The sequence below is a fragment of the Humibacter sp. genome (assembly GCF_035547335.1).
Lineage (GTDB): Bacteria > Actinomycetota > Actinomycetes > Actinomycetales > Microbacteriaceae > Humibacter.
In genome coordinates, this window is the sequence record NZ_DASZVF010000025.1 from 1 (window position 1) to 24,114 (window position 24,114).

A 24,114-nucleotide genomic window follows, 5' to 3' on the forward strand; every position below is an offset into this window, starting at 1 on the left:
TTGTCGTGAGTGTCGGACCGGAAAACCTGGCCCATTCATACCGACGCGGATGCCCGCCCGAGATCGACAGCGACCGCTAGTTCTTTTCGTGCGGTCAGACCTTCCGTGCGGTCAGCCCTTTCGTGCGGGCAGCTCTTTCGCGCAGGCAGCCGTTTCGTACGGGCAGCCGCTTCGTGCCGGGAAGTGCGAAGCGAATTCCGCTCAGTCGAGGAGGGCCCGGATGTCGTCGGCCGACAGAGCGGATGAGAACGCCCCGTCGTCATCGAGCACGGCATCGAAGAGCTCACCCTTCCTCCTGGCGAGCCGCATCACCTTCTCCTCGATGGTGTCGGATGCCACCATGCGGTACACCATCACCTGCTTCGTCTGACCGATGCGGTGCGTGCGGTCGATCGCCTGGGCCTCGGCCGCCGGGTTCCACCACGGATCGAGCAGGAAGACGTAGTCGGCCTCGGTGAGCGTGAGCCCGAAGCCGCCGGCCTTGAGGCTGATCAAGAACACCGGCGCGTCGCCCTCACGAAAGCTCGCGATCACGTCGGCCCGCCGCGTGGTCGACCCGTCGAGGTACTCGTGCCGGATGCCTGCGGTATCCAGCCGCCCCGCCACCTTGCGCAGATACGACGTGAACTGGCTGAACACGAGGGCTCTGTGGCCTTCGGCGATGATGTCGCCGAGCTGGTCGAGCAGGCCGTCGAGCTTGGTCGAGGGAACGCCGTCGTTCGCCTGGTCGATGAGGGAGGCATCCACGGCCAGCATGCGCAGCAAGGTGATGGATCGGTAGACGATGAACCGCTGCCGGTCGAGGTCGTCGAGCAGGCCGAGCACCTTCTGCCGTTCGCGCTGCAGCCACGTGTCGTAGAGCGCGCGATGGCGAGGGGCGAGCGGGATGCTCAGCACCTGCTCCTGCTTCTCGGGCAGTTCCGGCGCGACGACGTCTTTGGTGCGCCGCAGCATCAGCGGGCGGATGCGGCGGCGCAGACGCTCGAGCCGCGCGCTGCCGTACGCGGCATCTGTTCCTTGCACGGGACTCGCCGCCGCGGCGATCGGCTTGACGTATTCCTCGACGAACCGCCGGCGCGACGGGAACAGCCCGGGCGCGACGATCTGGAACATCGCCCACAGCTCGAGCAGGTTGTTCTCCAGCGGCGTGCCGGTGACGGCGAGCCGGAACGGCGCATCCAACTCCCTGGCGAGCCGGTGCGACTGCGATGCATGGTTCTTCACGAACTGCGCCTCGTCGAGCACGAGACCGGCCCACCGCAGCGCGGCGAACTCGGCGTGGTCGAGACGGAACACGGTGTACGTCGTGAGCACGATGTCGGCACCCGCGACCGCGTCCGCCAGGGTCTCCCGCTGCTTACGCCTGGTGGCGGTGACGGATGCCACGCGCAGCCCTGGCACGAACCTCGCGGCCTCGCTCGCCCAGTTCGCCACCACGGAGGCCGGTGCGACGACGAGGAACGGCGGCTCGGCCGCCCCCGCCGCGCCGTGCTGCTCGCCGACGTCACGCGTCTTGCCGACAGTCGGAACGCCGCTTGCCGCGTTGGCGGCCTGCCTGGCATGAGCGATGAGGGCCAGCGTCTGGAGCGTCTTGCCGAGCCCCATGTCGTCCGCGAGCACGCCACCCAGTCCATGCCTCCAGAGGAATACGAGCCACTCGTAGCCGGCGCGCTGATACGGACGCAGCTCCGCCACCAGCCCGCTGGGCAGGGGCACAGGATCGATCAGGCCGCCGGCACTGAGCAGGCCGGCCACCGTCGCGCGCCACTCCACGGCGGGCCGTGCCTCGTCGGCCAGGTCTTCGAAGTCCGCCCAGAGGGATGCCTGATACCGGCTGATGCGCGGGCCCGTCTCCCACTCTGCGAGGCTCTCCGCCTCGGACAGAAGGTCCCTGAGGCGATCGAAGACCGGCTGATTGAGCGACAGGTAGCTGTGGTCGACGAGCAGCAGCTTCTTGCGCCCGGAGGCGAGCGCGCGGAACAGCGGCATGAACGGGATCTGCCTGCCCTGCACCGTCACGAGCACTCCGAGATCGAACCAGTCGCGCTGGTCCGTGGGCACGGTCGTCACCACGAGCTCCGGCGGCTCGGTGAGCTCGGTGTAGTCCACCCGCTTGCCCTCGACGTCGACGCGCACGCCGTCGTCGATCGCCTCGAGCGCGGGCAGCACGTGGGAGACCCACTCCGCGGCGTCCAGGCCGGTGAGCGTGATCGGCGTCAACCCGGTCACGGCCTCGCCGCCGCCCGAGAGGGTCTGCAGCACCGCCTGCGCGATCGCGCGCTCCGCCTCGGCGTCGCGACGTACGGCATCCGTGCGGGACGGCTGGAGGCCGAGCACGTCCACGCGTTCCCCGGCCCGGTACTCCCACGCGAAGTCGACGCGCACGCGCTGCCTCAGCTCGAAGGCGACTGTGATCACGAGCACGGGCGGAACGAGCGGCGGCAGCTCCGGCGCATCCGAGCGATGAACGGGAACCGCTCGCGCCAGCACCGGATACACCTCGCGCGCGAACTCCGGGACATCCTCGGGCGGGACCTCGATGGCGTCACCGGCGAGCAGCGCGAGCTCCCGAGCGCTCACCGGACGACTGGTCGGGGCCAGGGTGACGAGCGGCGCGGCTGCGCTCCAGTCCACGACCGCGACCCCGTGGTCGGCGATGGCTGTCGAGACGGCGGCCTCCGGCACTGCTTCACCGTCCACGATGATCCGCGGCCGCAGCACGAGCCCGCCGTCCGCTGCCCCTGTCGCCACCACCTCGAGTTCGGCCAGCGTGCCGAGCGCGACCGAACCGGACGTGCCCGCATAGGCGATCTCGATGCCGCGTGCCGGGGCATCCGCGAGCATGCGCCACAGCAGCGGGCTCGCGTAGTCGTCGAGCAGGAGCCGGGAGCCGTCTCCGCTGGAGTACCGGCCGGGCTCGGCCCTGGACAGCACGTCGAACTCGACGAACCAACGCACCTGCGCCGCGTCGAGCCCGAGCTCGTTCGTGCGGTACTGCAGGCCGCTCCAACCGAAGGATGCGCTCACCCAGCCGCCGCGCTTGCCGGGAACGCCAGGGCGAGCCGTGACGACGAGGGGTCCCGCGGAGGCGCGCGACACCGCCCGCGTCGTCTCGCCTGCATGTTCCCAGCGGCTCCGTGCTCCGCGCCGCGCCTTCTCACGCACCTCGATGAGCAGCGCGAGCGGAACGCGCGCGGATGCGCCGGCCCCGCGACCGCCCCCGGCCGACGTCAGCGGCAGAAGCGCGTCTCGCCAGTCGGTGCCTCCTCCGGAGGGCTCGGGGAAGGCGGCGGATCCTGGCACCCGCTCATGCTCTCACGCGCCCCCGACGGCCAGCCGTCACGGTGTGCGTCCCAGACGGCGCAACAGCGAGACCACGTCGCCGGTGTCGACGCCCTCGAAGAACCGGGCATCGGCGTCCTCGACGAGGGCCACGGCACGACGCGCGAGCGCTTCGCCATCCGGCGTGGCGCGAACCGCCTTCGCCCTGCTGTCCTCGGCATCCGTTGCGCGGGTGATGAGACCCTTCGCCTCCAGCCGCGCGAACACCTCCGACGCCGTCTTCACCTCCACGCCCGCCCGCGCCGCGACGCGCGCCTGGTTCGGCGTCTCGCCCGAGCGACTCAGCCACCAGGTGCACGCCAGGAGCACGAACTGCGGATGCGTCAGGCCGAGCGGCGCGAGAGTGGATGCCATCGCGCGCTGCCACGTGACCGTCACCTGCCAGAGCAGGAACCCAGGGCTCTCGTCCGGGCCTCCCGCGAACCGGGTGCCGGAGGCAACGCCGTCATCGGCACCGGCGCCCGCGGCCTGCGCGGCGCTCCCTCGGGACCCCACGCCCGCGGACGGCCGACCCGTCGCGCGACGCGACCGGCCGATCCGGCTCTCGTCAGGCATCCGTCGCCTCGCGCTCGCCCGGCTCGGACTCGGTCGCGGGCGCAGGAACGCCGGCGGCTGCGACCTCGAGCAGCCGCTGCATCGACTCCGGGAAGTCCGCCGAGATCTGCGGACCGAGCTCGGGACCCACCTCGTCGGCCGTCGGACCGTCGATCTCGAGCCGGTGCGTCACGCTCGTGCCCGCACCCGTCGGCACGAGAGTGTGGCGGAAGCGCAGCGTGATGTCGCCCAGCACGGTCTCGTCGGCATAGGTCGAGTTCTCCACCAGATCGACGATGGTCGAGTCGAACGTCTCCTGTCCCTCCGGCGTGACGGAGACGCGGGTGCCGACGGCGAAAGGTCCGTGGAGCGCGAACTCGTCGGCACCGTCATAGCTCAATCGCCCTTCGTGCAGCGCCCGCAGGGCGGCCCACACCGCCTCCGGAGGCAGCGGCGTCTCGGCGGTGTGCTCGGTTGTCCACATGGCAGATCCTCTCGGTGTTCTTCTCGCAGTGCCTTCCTGCGGTGGTTCGTTGCGGTGTTTCTCGTCTCGCTGATCGCCGCCGCGCAGCTCGTCACTCAGGGCGGCTCCGCACGGTTGATCCGATGGCAGATTATCCGAGTACAGATGATATGACAAGGTGCGGGAAAGCGCGGTGCGGGACCCGACGACCGCGAGGACGGCGACAGGCCGTCACTCGATCACGATCAGGGGCGCTTCGTTCTCCAGCTCGGGCCCGAGGCCGAGGTCGACCAGCACCAGGCGGCCGGTGTAGGCGGATGCGGGGTCGCGCAGCAGACCCGCCTTGTACGCGCCGAACGTGACGGTGACGTCGGCGGGAAGCACGGCGCCGTCTGGAACCTCGCCGCTGTCCGGATTCACTCCGCTGGGCAGATCGACGGCGACCACGCGACGGCGCGGCGAAGCGGCCAGTGCGCGAATGGCGAGCACCACGGCGCGGGCCGTGCCGCGAAGCGCCGGACTGCGGTAGGCGCCCGTGCCCAGGATGCCGTCGACGATCACCTGCGCGTCCATCGCCGCCGCGAGAACGCTCGACTCCGGGTCGTCGCCGAGCTCGACGAGTTGCGCACCCGCGGCGAGCGCTGCGGCCCGACCCGCCTCGTGCACGCGAGATCCGAGCTCGGCGACCAGCACGCGGCATCCGGATGCCGCCAGCTCCGCGCCGGCGAACAGCGCGTCGCCGCCGTTGTTGCCAGAGCCGACGAGCAGCAGGACTGTCGCCTGCCGCACCGGAACGTCGAGCACGCCGAGCTCGTCGCGGATGACCGCCGCCAGCGCCGCGGCCGCGCGCGCCATGAGCGGTTCGCCTGCCTTCAGATGCGGCTCCTCCGCCGCCCTGACCTGCTCTGCGGAATATCCCCGGATCACGTGAGCGACGATACGCGCCGTCAGCGTTTCACCGAGGCGGTGATCGTGAACTTGCGGTTGCGGTCCACCTGCCTGGTGCGCCCGACGAGGCGGGTCAGCGAGCTGCGGTAGTCGAGGTGCGAGTTGTAGACGGTCCAGAGCTCGCCTCCAGGCGCGAGGATGCGCGCCGCGGCGGCCACGAGCATCCTTCCGGTGCGCAGGTCGAGCGACGTGCCGCTGTGGAACGGCGGGTTCAGCACGACGAGGTCCGCCCAGGCGTCGGGGATGCTCTCACCTGCGTTCTCCCGGCGCACGTCGAGGCGCTCCGCGACGCCGTTGACCGCGACGGTCGCTGCGGCGGATGCCGCGGCCGCCGCCGACTGATCGCTCGCGATCCCCCGCACGTTCGGCCGCCGGAGCGCGAGCACGGATGCCAGCACGCCCGTGCCGCACGCGAGGTCGACCACCGTGCGGGCGCCCGTCGCCGCCTCGTCGAGGTGGTCGAGCAGAAAGCGCGTGCCGATGTCGATGCGGCTGCCGGCGAACGCGCCGCCGTGTGCGCACACCCATAACCCAGGCGCGATGTCCCCGTGGAACTGGCGCCGCGGCCACCCCTGCTCCGGCTCGGCGGCCCGCCGCGGACCGTGCGCCGTGAGCACGCGCGCCTTCTGCCGCCCGAGTCCGACGTCGACCCGCTCGAGGTGCCGCCGGAGCACGTCGTTCATCGCGATCGCCATGTGCTTCTGCATTCCGCCCGCGAACACCGTGACCTCGGGATCGGCGTGCGCGGCGATGAGGCCCGCGATCTCGTCGAGAGCGTCGAGGCTCTTGGGGAGGCGGAGCAGTACGACGCGCGCACCGCGCAGGAGGTCGCCGTCCAGCGGCCGGGCCCGATACGACCCTTCGAGGCCGAGCCTGCCGGCGTTGGCATCGAGGGCGCGCTCGGCGACGACCGGATCCTGGTGCACCCGGATGACGTCGCGCGCATCCGCCTGCCGCGACGCATCCGCTCGACTCGACGCGTCCGCCTGCTGCGGGGCATCCGTCTCCCGCGACGCGTCCGCCTGGCCGAGGAGCCGGGCGGACGCCAAGGTCAGGGCGCCGTACGCATCGCCGATGACGACGACGTCGGCCGGGTGCTCGTCGCGGAGCGCGAATGCCGCCGTGTCGAGGATGAGCCGGTCGGCGGCATCCGACGCGGACAGATTCGCGGCCTCCGCGTCGGGCCAGCGGCGCAGTCGCTCCCACTCGAACTCGGCCACCGCATCAGCCTAGGCCGCGGCGGTGCCGGCCCGGCCGCCGAACGGTCGGACGGGCGGCGTCAGATAGCGCGCTCGAATGCCCCCACCCGGTAGTTCGCGCCACGGTGGTCGTCGGGCAGGCGGTCTCCGGCGCCGTGCAGCTTGTTGCGCAGCGTGCCCTCCGCGTACTCGGTCGGGTAGGCGCCGCGCTCCTGCAGAACGGGGATCACGTGCTCGACGATGTCCTCGAACGTGCCGGGCGTCACAACGTAGGCGAGGTTGAAACCGTCGACGTCGGTTTCCTCCGCCCAGTCCTGGAGCAGGTCGGCGATCGTCTCCCCGGATCCGACGACGAACGGTCCGAGCCCGCCGATCGCGCCGTGCCTGGCGATGTCGCCGACCGTCCACTCGCGTCCTTCGGAGTTGTTCTGCTGGAAGCTCGCCACGACCGACTGGATCGCGTTCGACTTCACGTTGCCGATCGGCTCGTCGAGCGCGTACTTCGAGAGGTCGATGCCCATCCAGCCCGACATGAAGACGAGCGCACCCTCTTCGCTTGCGTAGCTGAGGTACTCCTCGTACTTGGCCTGCGCCTTCTCATCAGTCTCGTCGGTGATCACCGTGAGCAGCGTGTAGATCTTCGCGGCGTACCTGTCCCGGCCCGCCGCCTCGAGGGCATCCCGGATCTTCTTCACAGTGGAGGCCACGACCTCCTTGGTGGGTCCGGCGATGAAGATCGCCTCGGCGTTCTCGGCGGCGAAGCGCACGCCGCGCGAGGATGCGCCCGCCTGGTAGATCACGGGCGTTCGCTGCGGCGATGGCTCGGCGATGTGGATGCCGGGCACCGTGAAGTGCTTGCCCCTGTGGCCGATGGAGTGCACCTTCGCCGGATCGGTGAAGACGCCGTTGTCGACATCCTTGACGACGGCGTCGTCTTCCCACGACCCCTCCCACAGCTTGTAGAGCACCTCGAGGTACTCGTCGGCGTGGTCGTAGCGGTCGTCGTGCTCGGCCTGGTCGTCGTGCCCCATGTTGCGCGCGGCGGAGGGCAGGTACCCGGTGACGACGTTCCAGCCGATGCGGCCCTTGGTGAGGTGGTCGAGAGTGGACATGCGGCGCGCGAACGGATACGGATGCTCGTAGGCGGTTCCCGCCGTCACGCCGAACCCGAGGTTCTCGGTCACGTACGCCATGGCCGGGATGACGAGCAGCGGGTCGTTCACCGGCACCTGGGCTCCGTTGCGGATGGCCGCCTCGTTCGTGCCGCCGTACACGTCGTAGGTGCCCAGCACGTCGGCGATGAAGATGCCGTCGAACCGTCCGCGCTCGAGCAGCTTGGCGAGCTCGGTCCAGTACGTGAGGTCCTTGTACCGGTCGGCCTGGTCTGCAGGGTGCTTCCACAAGCCGGACGTCTGGTGCGCGACGCAGTTCATGTCGAACGCGTTGAAGCGGATCTGTCGTGCCATTGGTCCATGCTCGTGCAGCCCTGCCGATCGCCCGCCTCGAGACGCAACAATGCGTCACACTGCGGACGCCTCACGGCGGGGCCGCGCCCGACGTGACACCCTCACGGCCGCACTCCCGCCACGGCGTACGACGGATCGACCGCCGGCACTCGACCGAACGCCGGCGCCGGATGCAAGCCGGCGCCGGATAAAGGCCTGGGCCTACGCCTTCAGCGCGTCGAGCTTCGCCTGCAGCTCCGGGTCGGTGGGCTCGACGAAGTGCGTGCCGTCGGGGAAGACCACGACCGGGATGTTCGTGCGTCCGCTGATCGCGTGCGCCTTGTCCGCCTGCTCGGGGTGCTGCTCGAGGTCGATGTACTCGTAGTCGGCGCCGACGCGGTCGAGCAGCGACTTCGAACGGCGGCAGTCCCCGCACCAGGCCGCGCCGTACATGGTGACGCGCTCGACGGGGGCTTCGGTGAGGTTCTGAGGCATGCGTCCAGGGTAGAGCGGATGCCCGAACCCCACAGGATGCCGCAAGCCCGCACCGCGTCGGGCAGAGGATGCGCCGCCCCACCGTTTCCAATATCCTATAGGAAGCTGTTTCGCGCGGGTGCAGACCATGAGGAGATGACCAGATGACGAGGCTGTGGAACGAGCCGGCTGACTTCGCCGACGAGATGCTCGATGGCTTCGTGAGGGCCAACCGGCGATGGGTTCGCAAGGTGACCGGCGGGGTGTCGCGCTCGACCCGTTCGGCGGATGCCGAGGTGGCCGTCGTCATCGGCGGCGGCTCCGGCCACTACCCGGCGTTCGGCGGACTCGTCGGACCGGGACTCGCGCACGGGGCGGCCATGGGGAATCTGTTCGCATCCCCGTCTGCTCACCAGGTCGAAGGCGTGATCCGCGCCAGCGAGCAAGGACGCGGCGTGCTGCTCAGCTACGGCAACTATGCGGGCGACGTGCTGCACTTCACCGCGGCGCAGGAGGCAGTGCGTGCCGACGGCATCGATTGCCGCACGGTCAGGGTCACCGACGACATCTTCAGCGCCCCGGCCACGGAGCGGGAGAAGCGCAGGGGGATCGCCGGAGACCTCACGGTCTTCAAGGTCGCGGGCGGAGCCGCGGCCGCCGGCTACGACCTCGACGGCGTCGAACGGGTCGCCACCCTCGCCAACGAGCGGACGCGGTCGATGGGCGTCGCGTTCACCGGCTGCACGCTGCCCGGCGCCGACGAGCCGCTGTTCTCGGTGCCGGAGGGGCGGATGGCGATGGGGCTGGGCATCCACGGCGAGCCCGGGATCGACGAGACGGACATCCCGACCGCAGACGGCCTTGCCGAGCTGTTCGTGACGCGGCTGCTCGATCTGCTGGAGATCCCGGACGGCGTCGAGATGAAAGGCGCCCGTGTGGTGCCGATTCTGAACGGGCTCGGTTCGGTGAAGAGCGAAGAGCTGTTCGTCGTCTTCGACCGGCTCGCCGACCTGCTCGAGCAGTCCGGCATCCAGCTCGTCGACCCCCAGGTCGGCGAGTTCTGCACCAGCTTCGACATGGCGGGCGTCTCGTTGACGCTTCTCTGGCTCGACGACGAGCTCGAGCGGTTCTGGCTCGCCGCAGCGGACACACCCGCGTTCCGCACCGGAGCCATCGACCCCGGTGCGCTCGTCACGGTCGCCACCAGTGGCGAGACGGAGGCGAATCGGGTCATTCCGGAGGCGAGCGCCGAGTCCGGTGCAGCAGCGCAACGCGTCGTCGCGCTGATCGCCGCGACCCGCGACGTGATCGACGAGAACGCGGACGAGCTGGGCCGCATCGATGCGATCGCCGGCGACGGCGACCACGGCATCGGAATGCAGCGCGGCGCTCGTGCCGCCGCAGACGCCGCGGCAGGCATCGCGGACGCCGGCGCAGGCGCCGGAACCGTGTTGTCCGAAGCCGGTGATGCCTGGTCGGACCGCGCAGGGGGCACGTCGGGCGCGCTCTGGGGCGTCATCCTGAACACCGTGGGTCGCACCGTGGGCGACACGGATGCCCCCACACCGGCATCCGTCTCTGCCGGAGTCACAGCGGCCGCGACCGCCGTCATGGAGTACGGCAAGGCCAAGGTCGGCGACAAGACCATGGTGGATGCCCTCGTGCCGTTCGCCGAGACGCTCGCCGCCGAGGTCGCCGATGGCGCGAGCCTGCCGGATGCCTGGGCCGCGGCCGCCACCGCCGCCACGCGTGCCGCCGACGCGACGAAGGACCTCATGCCGGGTATGGGCCGCGCGCGCTCGCACGGCGACAAGGCACTCGGGGTTCCCGACCCCGGCGCGGTGTCGCTCGCGCTCATCGTCGAGAGACTGCACGACGCGCTCTCCACGGAGGGCGCGGACGAGGCCTGACTGGCCGCCCCGGCCAACCGGCCCACACAACGGCCGACACGGCCGGCAGACGCGGACAGAACCACACTCGAACAAGCAGGCACACGCAGGAACAAGGAGAAGCACATGACCGCATGGCGCATCGTCGTCGGATCGGACGACGCGGGATTCGACTACAAGGAAGCGATCAAGAAGGACCTCGAGGCGAATGAGCTCGTCACATCCGTGACCGATGTCGGCGTCGACGCCGATGGGCACACGAACTACCCGACGATCGCCACCACCGCCGCCGAGCTGGTCGCACGCGGTGAGGCGGACAGGGCGATCCTGATCTGCGGAACCGGCCTCGGAGTGGCGATCGCCGCGAACAAGGTGAAGGGCATCCGCGCCGTCACGGCGCACGACTCGTACTCCGTTGAGCGCTCCGTCCTGTCCAACAACGCCCAGGTGCTCTGCATGGGGCAGCGCGTCGTCGGTCTCGAGCTCGCGCGCCGCAACGTTCGCGAGTGGCTGACGTACGAGTTCGACGCCACGAGCGCCTCCAACGAGAAGGTGCAGGAGATCTGCAGCTACGAAGGGGTCTGACGTTCCCGAGCCGGCACCGCACGGATGCCGGTGGCTCCGTCGCCCCACGGGACGGGCGTCGCGCAGGCTCCGGTCCCGCAGCACGGCTAACATCTGACAGTCGGAGGTAGCGATGTCCACGGTTTATCCGCTCCGCGCGCGGGGCGCGCTCGAGCGCATCGGGCTGCGCGACCGCGTCTACGACCTCGTGCTCGACATGCTGATGAGCTCGGACATCGAGCCAGGCTCACGGTTGTCCATCGACACGATCGCCCGCGACCTGCGGGTCTCGCCCACCCCGGTTCGTGAAGCCCTCGTGCAACTCGAGCGGACGGGTCTCGTCACACGAGAGGCCAACAAGGGCTACCGGGTCGCTCCGCCCATCTCCGACGGGCAGCTCGAGGCGCTCTTCGACACCCGGCTCGTGCTCGAGGGCGGGGCGACGGCGCTTGCCGCTGCTCGCGACGACTCCATCGTTCCGCTTCTCACCCAGGCGCTGGACGACCACCGATCCATCGCGCAGCGCGTGCACGACGCCATGGCATCCGACGCCCTGGACGTCGCTCTGCTGCGCGAGTACTTCGAGGTGGACTGGAAGTTCCACCACCTGATCTTCGAAGGCACCCGCAACCCGTTCCTGATCGACATGTCGGAAGCGATCTCGACGCGAGTGCATCGCATGCGGCAGACGGTGACGAGCAGAGTCAGCGACGCCGACTTCGCCGTCGAGGAGCATCAGGCGATTCTCGACGCGTTCGCCGAGGGCCCGGATGCCGCCGCGAACGCCATGCGCGACCACATCGAGCGGGTGCGCGAGCGCTCCCGGGAGGACGCCCAGCGCTAGCGCGGCACCGATCGAGACAACGAAAGCCGGGTCGAGCCTTGTGGCTCGACCCGGCCTTCTCGCAGGCGGTCAGCGATCAGTGACCCGGCGAGACGTCCAGCAGCTCGTCGCTCTTCGAGCTGAAGAAGCGCGTGCAGTAGAGCATGGCGGCCGCGAGGAACGCGAACACGCCGAGCGAGACGACGCCCCAGACTCCGGACTCGGTCGGCATGGCGTTGTTGAAGCCCGTGCGCATCAGCGGCGCGACGAATCCGCCGAGGTTGCCCAGCGAGTTGATGAGGCCGATGCCTGCCGCAGCCGCCGCCCCGGTGAGGAACGCGGTCGGGTACGCCCAGGTGATCGGTCCGACCGACAGGAAGCTGGCGACGGCGATGGTGATGAACAGGATGCCGAGGAACGGTGCACCCGCAGCACCCGCCCACGCCGAGCCGAAGATCGCGAGGCCCGTGATGATGTAGAACCAGGTGCCCCAGTTGCGGCGACGCAGGATGGTGTTGGCGGCCCGGCCGGCGAAGTAGCAGGCGAACAGCCCGACGAACCACGGGATGGCGGAGAGAAGTCCCACCTGCCAGCCGACGGACTGCCCGATGAGTCCGGACACCTGCTGCGGCAGGTAGAAGGTGGTGCCGTACACCGCGATCTCCAGGCAGAAGTAGATGATGGTGAAGTACCACACCTTCCAGCTCGCCATCGCTCGCCAGATGCCGCTCGGGCCGTCCTCCGTTCGCAGGGCGTCCTCGGTCTTCATGACCTCTGCCAGAGCCGACTTCTCGTCATCGTCGAGGAACTTCGCCTGCTGCGGGTGGTTGATGAGCAGGAAGATGGCGACAATGCCAGCGGCTATCGCCAGCAGGCCCTCGGTGAAGAACATCACCTGCCAGCCCTCCCACGGCGTGACCGCGTCACCGAAGCTGATCAGGCCGCCGCTCAGCGGGGATCCGATCATCTGCGAGAGAGGCTGCGCCAGGTAGAAGATGGCGAACATCTGCACGCGCACCTTGTTCGGGAACCACTCGGCAAGGAACATGATGATGCCGGGGAACAGACCGGCCTCCGTCACACCGAGCAGGAAGCGCAGAACGACGAACATCACGTCGTTCGTGGTGAAGGCGAACGCCGCCGCCACGATTCCCCAGGTGATGGCGATGCGCGCCAGCCACACCTTGGCGCCGAACCTCCTGAGCATGAGGTTGCTGGGGATCTCGAAGATCGCGTAGCCGATGAAGAAGATGCCGGCGCCGAGAGCGAACGCTCCGTCGGAGACGCCTCGGTCGACGCGCAGCGCCTCCTCGGCGAAACCGACGTTCGTGCGGTCGAGGAACGCGACGAAGTAGAGGATGACGAGCATCGGCATGAGCCGCTTCGCCGCCTTGGAGATCGCCGACTTGAGGGCGGGGCTGTAGACCGCGACGGAAGTCGCCGCGGGGGTCGGACTGGACAAGGGATGCTCTCCTTTGAGTGTTGTCCGTAGCTGGTGGTGCGGATGTCGGCTGGAGGCTCAGCCGCGGAGCGACGGGACGATCTGCCAGACGCCCGCCGCGACGAGCAGGATGCCGACGGCCAGGATCACCAGGCGGCCCTTCGACCAGGTCGCGCTGCCGTTCTGCCTCGTGGTGCTCACGTCGTTCCTTGTGCTGCTCATGTCAGTCCTCGCTTCGTTGTGATTCGGAATCGGTGCCGGTTCCGGCCGCCGACGTTCAGGGTCAGTCGATCGGCGCGGGACCGAGTTCGTCGATGAGCTTCTTCATCGCCACATACGCCTTGTTGCGATATGCGACGAGCTCGGCGGTGCGATCCGCGGGAACGTCGAGATAGCCCGCGCCCGTCTTCGTGCCGAACTTGCCGGCATCCACCAGCTCCTTCAGCGAAGCCGGGGTGGCGAAACGCTCCGGCCACCTGGTCTGCAGCGATGCGTAGCAGAACGCGTAGACGTCGAGACCCGCCATGTCGGCGATCGCGAACGGTCCGAAGATCGGAAGCCGGAAGCCGAACGTGGTGCGCACCAGCGTGTCGACGTCCTCGGGAGTGGCGATTCCCTCCTCGACGATCTGCGTCGCCTCGTGGAACAGCGCGTACTGCAGCCGGTTGAGCACGAAGCCGGTCGAGTCCTTGACCCTCGCGGTCTCCTTGCCGGTCGCCGTCACGACCTCCTCCGCGACGGCGATGGCCGACTCAGCGGTTCCCTCGTGCGGAATCAGCTCGACGCCCGGGATGAACGGCGCCGGATTGGAGAAGTGCACGCCGAGGAAGCGCTCAGGGTGCGAGACAGCGGTGGCGAGCGACCCGATCAGGATGGTCGAGGTGTTGGACCCGATCACCGCGTCCTCACGCGCCGCCGCGCTGATGCGCCGCAGCGTCTCGTGCTTGATCTCGATCTTCTCCGGAACCGCTTCCTCGATGAAGTCGGCGTCGGCGACGGCATCCTCGATCGAGACGGCAGGCTCCAGGTGCGCGGTGATGCGCTCCACGGCGTCGGCCGGGAAGAGCCCGTCGTTCACGAAAAGCTGCGTCTCGACGAGCAGCCGCTCGTAGTTGGCGCGGGCGATCTCCTCCGAGATGTCGGAGATGCGCACGGTGTTGCCCGCCAGGGCGAGCACCTGGGCGATCCCTCCGCCCATGTAGCCGGAGCCGACGATGGCGATGGTGCGTGTTGTCATGAGAATCCCTTCTTGAACCCGAAAGCGGTGTCGCAGCAGGTCAGCCGCGGGGCAGCAGGGTGCGGATGTACTTCTGGTTGGTGGCGCAGACGCCGAGGCTGTCGCCGCCGTACTGCTCGCAGAGGATGATGCCGTCGAAGCCCACCTCGACGGCGTCCTTGAAGACCTGCCGGTAGTTGATGAGCCCGGTCTCCATGGTGGAGGGCACCGAGGTCGCCCAGCTCTTGTCCGCTGCCTCATCACGCGTGTAGTTCTTCACGTGCCAGTAGTTGGCGTACGGCAGGGTCTTCGCGTACAGCTCGCGCCAGTCCTCAACCGGGCGGTGCAGGCGGATGAGGTTGGCCACGTCGGGGTTCAGGCCCACGTTGTCCAGTCCGACCTCTTCGACGAATCGCACGGCGCTGTCCGCGGTGCCGAGGTAGGTGTCCTCGTAAAGCTCCAGCGCCATCCGGAGCCCGAGGTCGGCGGCGTGCTTGCCCAGTTCACGGATGCGCGACACGGCCTGGCCCCACACCTCGGGGTCGTCCGGGTCCTGCGGCCCCTGCGCGGTCCAGAACCAGAGCGCCTCCCGCTGCGCCGGGCTGAACGGCTGATGCAGTCCGGTGGAGAACACCTGCATGCCCCACTCCGCCGCGGCGTCGATGGTGCGGTGCGCGTACTCCAGGTTGCGCTCCTCGTGACCGGGCTGGATGACGCTCTGCCGCTGCAGATGCACGGACGGCACCCCGATGCCGTGCGAGCGCGCGATCGCCAGGAACTCGTCACGACGGGCCGGGTCGAGATCTGCGGGCCTGATGTGGCTGTCCGCCAGCTCGATCAGCGAGAACCCGACACTCTCGATCTCGCCGAGCATGGCATCCCACACCTCGGCCGGAGCATCGTGCATCGCCACACCGCTCCTGTCGACAGGAGCGAAACCGTGCAGACACGCCGCGATCGGCCACGTCTCTGCTGTGTACTTCGTCGTCTCGGTGGCCATGTCGCTCCGTTGCATGTCGGTGCCGCGTGTCGCAGCAAGAGTAGATCCTATATGAAAGATAATCGACGCTTTAGGAGGGATGCAACCCCGGCCGATCGCCGATCCGATCGGCACCTCGGCGGGCAGCCACCCCTCTCACGCTTCAGCGGTTGTACGCCGGCATCGGCCCCCGCAGCACGTCGCCGACCTCGTCGGCGGCCGCGCTGACCTCCGCCGGGAGTCCGCCGAGCGCCAGTGCGTTCAGGTTGTCGACCACGTGATCGACGCGGGATCCGCCGACGAGCACCGACTGCACAGCCGGGCGGCCGACGAGCCACCGCATCGCGAGCTGGGCCAGGGGCATCCCCGCGCCGTCGGCGATCGTCTGCAGAGCGTCGACGGCGTCGAAGAACCGCGGGTCCCAGTAGCGCGCTCGGTACTCCCGCGAGTTCCTGGCGCTGCCGAAGCGACCGGCGCCGGCATCCGCATCCGGGCGGTACCGCCCGGTGAGCAGCCCTCCGGCGAGCGGGTTGTAGACCACGGTCGCAAGCCCCGTCGTCACCGCGTACTCCTGGTATTCCTCCTCGAGCCGCCGGGAGATCGCGTTGTACAGCTGCTGGCTGACGGCCAGCGGCGGGATGCCGAGGGCGGTCGTCTCCGCAGCCACCTGCTCGATCTGCCACGCGGCGTAGTTCGAGATGCCGAGCCGGCGCACCTTCCCGGCCTCGATCAGCGCGGCGACGGCGCCCAGCGTCTCCGCGATGGGCGTGGAACGATCGGGACGGTGCAGGTACAGCACGTCGACGCTGTCTCTGCCGAGCCGCGACAGGCTGTCGTCGACGGATCGGCGCACGAGTTCGGCCGACAGCAGGTGCTCCGTGCCCAGGGCCGACTGCGGCTGCCCCACCTTGGTGGCGACGACCACATCGTCTCTTCCCGCCAGGAGGCGGCCGAGGATGCGCTCGCTCTCGCCGTCGCTGTAGCTGTTGGCCGTATCGAACCAGCGGACACCGGCGTCGAGGGCGGCGGCGACGATGTCCGCGGCGGTCTCCGGCCCCGCGGTGTCGCCGAAGGTCATCGTGCCGAGCATGGCGGTGGGTACCGCGTCGAAGTCGTCCATGGTGTTCCTCACCGGTAGGTCTCGATCACGCGGCTGTCGTCGCGACGCCCCAGGCCGGCGGCCTGGGCGTCCAGGTAACGCTGCCTGGCGGCGTCGAGAAGCGGTACCTGCGCTCCGGTGGCGGCAGCGGCATCCGCCACCAGACCGCTGTCTTTCACGAAGATGTTGATCTGGCTCATCACGGGAGCATCCGTGTCCATGAGCATGCGCGGTCCGCGGTCGGAGAGCATCCACGAACCGGCAGCGCCGCCGCCGACGAGTTCGAGCACCTCCGCCTGATCCAGCCCCAGCCGCTCGGCAAGGCTCAGCGCTTCGGCCGCCGCCACGATGTGCACGGCGCACAGGTGCTGGTTGATGACCTTCACGGCCTGCCCGTCGCCTGGTGCTGTGCCCACCGTGCGCACCGTGCCGAGGTCGGAGAGCGGCACGGATGCCTCGGCCACCGCGTCTGCCTCCCCCGAGGCGAAGATGACCAGCTCGCCGGTCTTCGCCCGTACCGCACCTCCCGTGACGGGAGCGTCGACCACGCGGGATCCGCGAGCCTGCAAGCGCAATGCCGCACTCGCCATCGCCTCGGGTCCGACAGTCGACATCACGACGACGAGCCGGCCGTCGAGACGATCGCCTGCCGTCTGGATGAGGTCGTCGAGCTGCGCGCCGGTCGCCACCATCACGATCACGATGGGCGCTTCCGGCGCATCCGGTAGGCTTGCTGCGGTCGTGAGGCCGGCCTCGGTCGCGCGTTCCCGTGCGGCCTCGAACGGGTCCACGCCGGTCACGGCATGCCCCCGCTCGGCGAGTCGCGCGGCCATCGGCAGGCCGATGGCTCCGATTCCGACGAACGTGATCTGGCTCATGGTGTCATTCCTCCGTGGTGGCGCTCGTGACGGGTGCGGCGCGGTCGGAGCCGATCGGTGCATCCGTCGGTCCCGCGACGCGCGCGTAGTGCTCGAAGTGCCTGCGCATCGCGGCGCGAGCGAGGTCGGGGTCGTGCACCTGCAGGGCGTCGACGATGTCGCCGTGCACGGTGTCGGTGGCGATCGAGCCGTCTTCGTCTCTGATCGAACGCTGGGCGGCGACGGCGCGGCGCTCGCGCACGTTCTCGCGCAGAACGTGGCTGATCCCCTGATTGAGCATGGTGAACACGGGGTTGTCGACGATCCGGAACAGCCGGTTGTGGAGTTCGAGGTCCGCCTCGAGCGCAGCATCGTCATCGCCGTTCGCCGAATGCCGCACGAGGTCGGTCACGATGGAGCGCAGCTCGACGACGTCGGCGTCGGTGGCTTGCCGTGCGGCCTCCGCTGCGACCGTCTCCTCCAGCAGCTCCCGGGCCGTGGTGAACTGTTCGTCGTTGAGATAGCCCAGGCGCCGCATGAGCACGAACGATGTGCGCAGAAACGAGGCGTCAGGCGCGTCGATGTACGTTCCGTGTCCCTGCCTGCGGCGCAGGACGCCGAGGTTCTCCAGCGTGGCGAGCTGCTCACGCAGTGCTCCTCGGCTCATCGAGAGCGCCTCGCCGAGCTCGCGCTCCGGCGGCAGCCGCAGCGCTCCGCCGTCGGCGGGGGTGCTCAGCTCGATCAGCCGCGCGACGAGCCGGTCCAGCCGATCGTCCACGCCGTCTCTCCTCACGTTCCGCTCCCGGTCGACGCCCCCGACGCCGTGCTGCCGACCCGACTCGGGCCCCGATGCGCACCGACCGTCGATTGGTTTGACCAATTGCTCGGCCGACATTACGGTAGTCGAAAACGCGTGTCAAACACCGGTGCAGGCAGCGCCGCGACCCAGGCCGAGGAGCTCCGTGAAGACCATCGTTCTCGACGACGACCCGACGGGCACGCAGTCCGCGACGGGCGTGACCGTCTTGCTGGACTCCAACGCAGAGCTGCTCACCGCGGCGTTGCGAACCGACGACAGCGTCTACGTGCAGACCAATTCGCGGGCGATCGACGAGGCGGATGCCGTCGCCCTGGTGAGCCGGGTGCGCGCCGACGGTCTCGAGGCAGGGCTGGCGCTCAACGAGCCGGTGCGCTTCGTGCTGCGCGGCGACTCCACGCTGCGCGGACACGTCTTCGCGGAGTCCGACGTCTTCGCCGACGAGGACTCGATCATGGTGTTCGTTCCGGCATTCCCGGCCGGCGGACGCACCACCGTGGACGGTGTGCACCTGGTGAAGATCGACGGCGTGGATGTGCCTGCGGATGAGACGGAGTACGCGCAGGATCCGGTCTTCGGCTTCGCCCACGGTCGCCTCACCGAGTACGTCAAGGAGAAGTCGGGGCGCACCGGAATCGACGTGCCGCTCGACGAAGTGCGCCACGGCGACCTGACGCGTGTGCTGATGGATGCCCCGGCAGGCTCGGTCGTGCTTCCCGACGTTCTCGACGACGGCGACGTGGCGATCATCGCCGACGCGATCACCGATGCTCAGGAGCGCGGCCGCACGATCGTCGTGCGCTGCGCCGCTCCGCTCGCCGCCGCCCTGGCCGGTGTGGCGAGCACTGGCCTGTTGGCCACGCCCCTGCTGCCAGAACCCGCGCGGACCCTCCTGGTCTGCGGCTCGCACACGGCGGGTGCGACGCGGCAGCTGGAGCCGGTCATCGCGAGCTGGGGTGCAGCGGTCGAAGTCGACACCGCCGCCGCACTCCGCGACGCTCGGGCGGCCGGTGCGCGCGCGGCCGCAGAAGTGGCGACACAGCTGGACGGCAGAGGGCTCGGCATCCTGATGAGTCAGCGCGAGCGGTCGTCGGAGCACAACACGCTCGAGCATGGGCGCCGCGTGATGGAGTCGCTGACGACAGCGGTGCGGGAGGTCGCCCCCGGCGTGGACGTCGTGATCGCGAAAGGCGGGATCACCTCGGCGGATGTCGCGAGGATCGGCCTCGGCGCACGCTCGGCCAGGGTCGTCGGCCAGGTGCTGGCCGGTGTCTCGGTGTGGGATCTGACCGCGAGTGACGGGCACCGGGTGCTGTACGTCGTCGTGCCGGGCAACGTCGGCGGACGGGAGACTCTCGTGTCCATCCTCAGCGCGGTCGGATACCCGGCCCCGAACGCTGCCTCTCAGCGATCGAGCGGCCGCCAGACGACGACCTGATTGCTGCGCCGGATGCGCGTGCCCGCGCGAAGCGAGACCACCTCGCCCTCCGAGCCCGCCGCGAACACGCGGCGTCCCGGCCGGTTCAGCATCTCGTCGGCCAGTGCGGTCTCCAGCTCGCGCACGCGCTCGCCGAGGCGGGTCACCTGGTTCTCCAGTTCGAGGATGCGGCGGATGCCCTCCAGGCTCACGCCCTCCGAGCCCAGTCGGGCCACCTCGCGCAGCTGCACCACGTCGCGCATCGAGTAGCGGCGTGAGCGGCCCGCCGTGCGCCGGGGGCTGACGAGCCCGAGCCTGTCGTACTGCCTCAGCGTCTGAGGATGCATCCCGGCCAGCTCGGCGGCAGCGGCGATCGCGAAGACCGGGGTCGTCTCATCCAGTTCGACCATCGGCTTCTCCTCCCCGCTCTGCCTCCGTGCGCCCGCTCGTCGCGGCTCCTCGCTCCACTCCGATGCCTACCACGGCCGCGGGCGGCGCGGGCATCAGCGCGCGGCGGCCCTCGCCTTCGCGAGCAGGTCTTCGCGCGGGTTCTCCTTCGGCAGGGTGTCTTCGAACGCCTTCAAGGCATCCTCGCTCTGCTTGCTCAGGTGCGAGGGAACCACCACCTGCACCACGGCGAGCAGGTCGCCCGTCGCCTTCTTCGTGGCGACGCCTCTGCCCTTCACGCGCAGCACACGGCCGCTGGGCGTGCCAGGCGCCACCTTGAGCCGCACCGTCTCACCGCCGAGCGTCGGCACCTCGATCGTGGCGCCCAGGGTCGCCTCGGCGAACGTGACGGGCACGTTCACCCGCAGGTTGACGCCGTCGCGCTCGAACACCGGATGTCTGCGCACCGTCACCGTGAGGTACAGGTCGCCGCGCTCCCCGCCGTCGGGGGACTGGCGTCCCTTGCCCGGCACGCGGATGCGCTGCTTGTCGCTGACCCCGGCGGGGATGCGCACCTTCACGGTCTCTCCGTCGACCGTCAGGTGCACGGTCTCGCCCGTGACCGCGGTCTGGAAGTCGATGGTGGTGGATGCCGAGACATCCTGCCCGCGTGTCGGCCCGCCGAACCCTCGGTAGCCGCCCGTCGTCTGTCCGAAGCGTCCGCTGCCGAAGAGGCCGCCGAGCAGGTCGTCGTACTCGCCCTGCTGGAACGTGTAGGACTGACCGCGGCCGCCCTGATTGAACATGCCGCCGAAGACGTCCTCGAAGCCGCCCGCTCCCGCACCACCGCCGGGTGCGGTGAATCGGGCACCCGAACCCATGGCGCGGATCTGGTCGTACTCCTTGCGCTGCTCCTCGTCGGACAGCACCGAGTAGGCCTCGCTGATCTCCTTGAACTTCGCCTCAGCCTTGGCGTCACCCGGGTTGGAATCCGGATGGTACTGGCGCGCGAGCTTGCGGTATGTCTTCTTCAGGTCGCTCTGCGACACGTCCTTGGAGACACCGAGCACCTTGTAGAAGTCCTTGTCGAACCAGTCCTGACTCGCCACCCGGCACCCCCTTTCTTGTGTTGCTGTTGCCTGATTCGCTGGTGGAGCTTCCCACGGCCGGTTGAGCGGCCCACCGCTGATTGAGCTCCCTACCGCTGGTTTCGACAAGCTCAACCAGCAGTGCGGGCTGGTTTCGACAAGCTCAACCAGCGGTGCGAGCCGGTTTCGACAGGCTCAACCAGCGGTACGGGCGTCGTGCTACTGCGGAACGGCGACGACCACCTTGGCCGCGCGCACGAGCGTCGAACCGAGCGTGTAGCCCACTTCGACGACATCGATGACGGTCGGCTCGGTCACGTCAGGTGACGGCTGCTGGAAGATCGCCTCGTGCACATTGTGGTCGAACGTCTCGCCCACGGTGCCGAACGGTGCCAGCCCGAGCTTCTCCGATGCCGCCCGTAGCTTTCCGGCGATCGTCGCGAACGGGCTGTCGCCCTCCAGGTCGCCGTGCTTCTCGGCCCGGTCGAGGTCGTCGAGCACGGGAAGGATGGCCTTCGCCGTGTCGGCCACCGCGCGTTCGCGCTCGATCTCGCGGTTCGCCTCGGTGCGCTTGCGATAGTTCGCGTACTCGGCGGTCACGCGCTGCAGGTCGGCGAGCCGTTCGGCAGCCAGATCCTCAGCGTTCGACTGGCCGGAGAGGAAGTCGAGGTCGGCGTCGGAGAGGGATGTCTCGACATCCGGTCCCTCGAAGCCGTCGCCCGCCGCATCCGTGCCGGCCGAGGCGTCGACGACCTGCTCATGCTCGAGACGCTCGGAGTCGGGCCCGGCGGCCGAGTCCTTCGACCCGGCCGCCTCGCCGTCCGGCTGACGAACCTTGCCCGTCTTCGGGTCGATGCGTCGCTTGTCGCGAACGACCGGCTCCTCCGGCTCTTGCGATTCGTCGTTCTCTGCCATGACTACTTCTTCTCGTCCTCGTCGTCCACGACCTCGGCGTCCACCACGTCCTCGTCGGGGTTCGGCACCTCGCCGTTGCCCGGGTCTGCCACGTTCGGGTCGCCCTGCTCGCCCTGCGCCTGAGCCGACTGGTAGATCGCCTCACCCAGCTTCTGCTGGCTCGCGCTGAGCTTGTCGTGCGCAGCCTTCACCGCGTCGTCGTCGTCACCCGCGAGGGCCGACTTGAGCGCGTCAACATCCGCCTGCACGTCGGTCTTCACGTCGGCAGGCAGCTTGTCCTCGTTGTCCTTGATGAGCTTCTCGATCGAGTAGACCATCTGCTCGGCGCTGTTGCGCACCTCGGCGGACTCGCGACGCTTCTTGTCCTCGGCCGCGTGCTCCTCGGCCTCGCGCACCATGCGCTCGATGTCGTCCTTCGGCAGCGAGGATCCACCGGTGATCGTCATCGACTGCTCCTTGCCCGTGCCCTTGTCCTTGGCGGACACGTGCACGATGCCGTTCGCGTCGATGTCGAACGTGACCTCGACCTGCGGGATGCCGCGAGGGGCGGGCGCGATGCCGGTGAGCTCGAACGTTCCCAGCGGCTTGTTGTCACGGGTGAACTCGCGCTCGCCCTGGAAGACCTGGATGGCGACGGACGGCTGGTTGTCATCCGCGGTCGTGAAGGTCTCGCTGCGCTTGGTCGGAATGGCTGTGTTGCGCTCGATGAGCTTGGTCATGATGCCGCCCTTGGTCTCGATGCCGAGGCTCAGCGGGGTGACGTCGATGAGCAGCACGTCCTTGCGCTCACCCTTCAGAACGCCGGCCTGCAGAGCGGCGCCGACGGCGACGACCTCGTCAGGGTTGACGCCCTTGTTGGGCTCCTTGCCGCCCGTCTCCTGCTTCACCAGTTCCGAGACGGCAGGCATGCGGGTCGAACCACCGACGAGCACGACGTGGGCGATGTCGGAGACCTTGATGCCGGCCTCCTTGATGACGTCCTGGAACGGCTTCTTGGTGCGGTCGAGCAGGTCGCTCGTCATCTGCTCGAACTGAGCGCGCGTGAGCGTCTCGTCGAGGTTCGCCGGGCCGTTCTCGGTCAGCGACAGGTAGGGCAGCTGGATGCTCGTCGACATGCTCGACGAGAGCTCCTTCTTCGCCTGCTCCGCGGCCTCCTTGAGCCGCTGCAGCGCGATCTTGTCGCCGGAGACATCCACGCCCGTGGTGTCCTTGAACTTCTTGATCAGCCAGTCGACGACCCGCTGGTCCCAGTCGTCGCCGCCCAGACGGTTGTCACCGGCCGTGGCACGCACCTGGATCGTCGAGAAGTCGTCGTCCTTGCCCACCTCAAGCAGAGACACGTCGAACGTTCCACCACCGAGGTCGAAGACCAGGATGAGCTCGTCTTCCTTGCCCTTGTCGAGGCCGTACGCGAGGGCCGCCGCCGTGGGCTCGTTGATGATGCGCAGCACGTTGAGGCCCGCGATCTCACCGGCCTCCTTGGTGGCCTGGCGCTCGGCGTCGTTGAAGTACGCGGGAACCGTGATGACCGCATCGGTCACCGCGTCGCCCAGGTACTGCTCGGCATCGCGCTTCAGCTTCTGCAGAATGCGGGCGGAGATCTCCTGCGGCGTGTAGTTCTTGCCGTCGATCTCCTTCTTCCAGTCGGTGCCCATGTGGCGCTTGACCGACGTGATCGTGCGGTCGACGTTCGTGACGGCCTGGCGCTTGGCGGTCTCGCCGACCAGCACCTCGCCATCCTTGGTGAACGCCACGACCGACGGGGTCGTGCGGAATCCCTCCGCATTGGCGATGACGACCGGCTCGCCACCCTCGAGCACGGAGACGACGGAGTTCGTCGTTCCCAGGTCGATACCTACTGCACGTGACATGTGTTGTGTTTCCCTTCCTCGGGCGCACACGACGTGCACCCCGATGACCCGGCGCCTTCTGCGCCTGCGGTCGAAGCTCGTGGCGAGACTTGAGCCTCGCAGACTCAACTTATGGGAGAACCGGGATGCCTGTCAAGCACCGATCTCCAAACTTGAGCACACTCATATCAACTTTGCAGCCTGGCCCGCGTATTCCCGCGGCCCGACGGCCCAGCCCGCGACCCCGCGTCCCCACGCTGAGACGGAACGGCGAGCGGGGAGTGCCGAGCACCCGGGACCGCTACGGTATTCGGATGAGATGGCGTCGTCTGGTCGCGTTCGCCATCGACTGGTGCTGCATGCTCGG

Annotated in this window: 22 protein-coding genes; 4 read left to right on the forward strand and 18 right to left on the reverse strand. The window is 69.0% G+C overall.

What is annotated here, in order from left to right; genetic code table 11:
- Window positions 1–201: 201 nt before the first annotated feature.
- The 7 genes from VHB92_RS06290 to VHB92_RS06320 form a co-directional block, all read right to left on the reverse strand.
- A complete protein-coding gene (locus tag VHB92_RS06290) occupies window positions 202–3,303 on the reverse strand; it encodes a DEAD/DEAH box helicase (protein ID WP_325452527.1) in 3,102 nt (1,033 codons plus the stop codon).
- A gap of 36 nt (window positions 3,304–3,339) precedes the next feature.
- Window positions 3,340–3,897 carry a MarR family winged helix-turn-helix transcriptional regulator gene (locus VHB92_RS06295; protein WP_325452529.1) on the reverse strand — a complete coding sequence of 186 codons (558 nt, stop codon included), beginning with the start codon at window positions 3,895–3,897 and terminating at the stop codon, window positions 3,340–3,342.
- Window positions 3,890–4,360: an SRPBCC family protein gene (locus VHB92_RS06300; RefSeq protein WP_325452531.1), complete on the reverse strand. Its 471-nt coding sequence runs from the start codon at window positions 4,358–4,360 to the stop codon at window positions 3,890–3,892. The genes VHB92_RS06295 and VHB92_RS06300 overlap by 8 nt, the downstream gene beginning before the upstream one ends.
- Before the next feature lie 210 nt (window positions 4,361–4,570).
- Window positions 4,571–5,266 (reverse strand): NAD(P)H-hydrate epimerase, encoded by a 696-nt coding sequence (locus tag VHB92_RS06305; protein WP_325452534.1) that lies wholly within the window; start codon window positions 5,264–5,266, stop codon window positions 4,571–4,573.
- Between the two features lie 20 nt (window positions 5,267–5,286).
- Window positions 5,287–6,507 carry a class I SAM-dependent methyltransferase gene (locus VHB92_RS06310; RefSeq protein WP_325452536.1) on the reverse strand — a complete coding sequence of 407 codons (1,221 nt, stop codon included), beginning with the start codon at window positions 6,505–6,507 and terminating at the stop codon, window positions 5,287–5,289.
- 59 nt (window positions 6,508–6,566) lie between these two features.
- The gene (locus VHB92_RS06315) at window positions 6,567–7,952 is read right to left on the reverse strand and encodes an LLM class flavin-dependent oxidoreductase (RefSeq protein WP_325452538.1); all 1,386 of its coding nucleotides are present in this window, start codon (window positions 7,950–7,952) and stop codon (window positions 6,567–6,569) included.
- Window positions 7,953–8,153: 201 nt separating this feature from the next.
- On the reverse strand, window positions 8,154–8,426 hold the full coding sequence (locus tag VHB92_RS06320) for a glutaredoxin family protein (protein WP_325452540.1): 273 nt from the start codon (window positions 8,424–8,426) through the stop codon (window positions 8,154–8,156).
- Window positions 8,427–8,569: 143 nt separating this feature from the next.
- Between VHB92_RS06320 and VHB92_RS06325 the strand changes: the two genes are divergently transcribed.
- The 3 genes from VHB92_RS06325 to VHB92_RS06335 all read left to right on the forward strand — a co-directional run bounded on the left by VHB92_RS06325 (window position 8,570) and on the right by VHB92_RS06335 (window position 11,702).
- Window positions 8,570–10,315 (forward strand): dihydroxyacetone kinase family protein, encoded by a 1,746-nt coding sequence (locus tag VHB92_RS06325; protein ID WP_325452542.1) that lies wholly within the window; start codon window positions 8,570–8,572, stop codon window positions 10,313–10,315.
- 105 nt (window positions 10,316–10,420) lie between these two features.
- Window positions 10,421–10,879 carry a ribose-5-phosphate isomerase gene (locus tag VHB92_RS06330; RefSeq protein WP_325452544.1) on the forward strand — a complete coding sequence of 153 codons (459 nt, stop codon included), beginning with the start codon at window positions 10,421–10,423 and terminating at the stop codon, window positions 10,877–10,879.
- A gap of 112 nt (window positions 10,880–10,991) precedes the next feature.
- Window positions 10,992–11,702 (forward strand): GntR family transcriptional regulator, encoded by a 711-nt coding sequence (locus VHB92_RS06335; protein ID WP_325452546.1) that lies wholly within the window; start codon window positions 10,992–10,994, stop codon window positions 11,700–11,702.
- Between the two features lie 76 nt (window positions 11,703–11,778).
- On the opposite strand, the gene VHB92_RS06340 is transcribed toward VHB92_RS06335, so the two are convergent.
- The 7 genes from VHB92_RS06340 to VHB92_RS06370 all read right to left on the reverse strand — a co-directional run bounded on the left by VHB92_RS06340 (window position 11,779) and on the right by VHB92_RS06370 (window position 18,051).
- Window positions 11,779–13,143 (reverse strand): MFS transporter, encoded by a 1,365-nt coding sequence (locus tag VHB92_RS06340; protein ID WP_325452548.1) that lies wholly within the window; start codon window positions 13,141–13,143, stop codon window positions 11,779–11,781.
- Window positions 13,144–13,200: 57 nt separating this feature from the next.
- Complete coding sequence (locus VHB92_RS06345) at window positions 13,201–13,323, reverse strand: hypothetical protein (protein ID WP_325452549.1); 123 nt, start codon at window positions 13,321–13,323, stop codon at window positions 13,201–13,203.
- 82 nt (window positions 13,324–13,405) lie between these two features.
- Window positions 13,406–14,359 (reverse strand): 3-hydroxyacyl-CoA dehydrogenase family protein, encoded by a 954-nt coding sequence (locus VHB92_RS06350; protein WP_325452550.1) that lies wholly within the window; start codon window positions 14,357–14,359, stop codon window positions 13,406–13,408.
- Between the two features lie 40 nt (window positions 14,360–14,399).
- Window positions 14,400–15,338 carry a sugar phosphate isomerase/epimerase family protein gene (locus VHB92_RS06355; RefSeq protein WP_325452551.1) on the reverse strand — a complete coding sequence of 313 codons (939 nt, stop codon included), beginning with the start codon at window positions 15,336–15,338 and terminating at the stop codon, window positions 14,400–14,402.
- 142 nt (window positions 15,339–15,480) lie between these two features.
- The gene (locus VHB92_RS06360; protein WP_325452553.1) at window positions 15,481–16,437 is read right to left on the reverse strand and encodes an aldo/keto reductase; all 957 of its coding nucleotides are present in this window, start codon (window positions 16,435–16,437) and stop codon (window positions 15,481–15,483) included.
- An 8-nt stretch (window positions 16,438–16,445) separates the two neighbouring features.
- Window positions 16,446–17,294, reverse strand: coding sequence for an NAD(P)-dependent oxidoreductase (locus VHB92_RS06365; protein ID WP_325452555.1), 849 nt, complete (start codon window positions 17,292–17,294; stop codon window positions 16,446–16,448).
- A gap of 4 nt (window positions 17,295–17,298) precedes the next feature.
- On the reverse strand, window positions 17,299–18,051 hold the full coding sequence (locus VHB92_RS06370; protein WP_325452557.1) for a FadR/GntR family transcriptional regulator: 753 nt from the start codon (window positions 18,049–18,051) through the stop codon (window positions 17,299–17,301).
- 184 nt (window positions 18,052–18,235) lie between these two features.
- Between VHB92_RS06370 and VHB92_RS06375 the strand changes: the two genes are divergently transcribed.
- The gene (locus VHB92_RS06375; RefSeq protein ID WP_325452559.1) at window positions 18,236–19,528 is read left to right on the forward strand and encodes a four-carbon acid sugar kinase family protein; all 1,293 of its coding nucleotides are present in this window, start codon (window positions 18,236–18,238) and stop codon (window positions 19,526–19,528) included.
- Here VHB92_RS06375 and VHB92_RS06380 read toward each other — a convergent pair.
- From VHB92_RS06380 to dnaK, 4 genes are all read right to left on the reverse strand, one after another.
- Window positions 19,495–19,917 (reverse strand): heat shock protein transcriptional repressor HspR, encoded by a 423-nt coding sequence (locus tag VHB92_RS06380; RefSeq protein WP_325452561.1) that lies wholly within the window; start codon window positions 19,915–19,917, stop codon window positions 19,495–19,497. The two genes, VHB92_RS06375 and VHB92_RS06380, sit on opposite strands and share 34 nt — an antisense overlap.
- 93 nt (window positions 19,918–20,010) lie before the next feature.
- Window positions 20,011–21,003, reverse strand: a complete 993-nt coding sequence (locus VHB92_RS06385) for a DnaJ C-terminal domain-containing protein (RefSeq protein WP_325452563.1) — start codon at window positions 21,001–21,003, stop codon at window positions 20,011–20,013.
- A gap of 198 nt (window positions 21,004–21,201) precedes the next feature.
- Entirely contained in the window at window positions 21,202–21,897 is a 696-nt protein-coding gene (locus VHB92_RS06390) for a nucleotide exchange factor GrpE (RefSeq protein ID WP_325452565.1), read from the reverse strand.
- A gap of 2 nt (window positions 21,898–21,899) precedes the next feature.
- Window positions 21,900–23,768, reverse strand: coding sequence for a molecular chaperone DnaK (gene dnaK / locus VHB92_RS06395; protein ID WP_325452567.1), 1,869 nt, complete (start codon window positions 23,766–23,768; stop codon window positions 21,900–21,902).
- Between the last annotated feature and the right edge of the window lie 346 nt (window positions 23,769–24,114).

What these genes read in the sequence shown, in the direction of transcription:
- VHB92_RS06295 (WP_325452529.1), bottom strand. Translation starts at nt 3,897, where the DNA reads ATGCCTGACGAGAGCCGGATCGGCCGGTCGCGTCGCGCGACGGGTCGG.
- VHB92_RS06360 (WP_325452553.1), bottom strand. Translation starts at nt 16,437, where the DNA reads ATGGACGACTTCGACGCGGTACCCACCGCCATGCTCGGCACGATGACC.
- VHB92_RS06330 (WP_325452544.1), top strand. Translation starts at nt 10,421, where the DNA reads ATGACCGCATGGCGCATCGTCGTCGGATCGGACGACGCGGGATTCGAC.
- VHB92_RS06335 (WP_325452546.1), top strand. Translation starts at nt 10,992, where the DNA reads ATGTCCACGGTTTATCCGCTCCGCGCGCGGGGCGCGCTCGAGCGCATC.
- VHB92_RS06325 (WP_325452542.1), top strand. Translation starts at nt 8,570, where the DNA reads ATGACGAGGCTGTGGAACGAGCCGGCTGACTTCGCCGACGAGATGCTC.
- VHB92_RS06380 (WP_325452561.1), bottom strand. Translation starts at nt 19,917, where the DNA reads ATGGTCGAACTGGATGAGACGACCCCGGTCTTCGCGATCGCCGCTGCC.
- VHB92_RS06320 (WP_325452540.1), bottom strand. Translation starts at nt 8,426, where the DNA reads ATGCCTCAGAACCTCACCGAAGCCCCCGTCGAGCGCGTCACCATGTAC.
- VHB92_RS06390 (WP_325452565.1), bottom strand. Translation starts at nt 21,897, where the DNA reads ATGGCAGAGAACGACGAATCGCAAGAGCCGGAGGAGCCGGTCGTTCGC.
- VHB92_RS06300 (WP_325452531.1), bottom strand. Translation starts at nt 4,360, where the DNA reads ATGTGGACAACCGAGCACACCGCCGAGACGCCGCTGCCTCCGGAGGCG.
- VHB92_RS06315 (WP_325452538.1), bottom strand. Translation starts at nt 7,952, where the DNA reads ATGGCACGACAGATCCGCTTCAACGCGTTCGACATGAACTGCGTCGCG.
- dnaK (WP_325452567.1), bottom strand. Translation starts at nt 23,768, where the DNA reads ATGTCACGTGCAGTAGGTATCGACCTGGGAACGACGAACTCCGTCGTC.
- VHB92_RS06355 (WP_325452551.1), bottom strand. Translation starts at nt 15,338, where the DNA reads ATGGCCACCGAGACGACGAAGTACACAGCAGAGACGTGGCCGATCGCG.
- VHB92_RS06365 (WP_325452555.1), bottom strand. Translation starts at nt 17,294, where the DNA reads ATGAGCCAGATCACGTTCGTCGGAATCGGAGCCATCGGCCTGCCGATG.
- VHB92_RS06350 (WP_325452550.1), bottom strand. Translation starts at nt 14,359, where the DNA reads ATGACAACACGCACCATCGCCATCGTCGGCTCCGGCTACATGGGCGGA.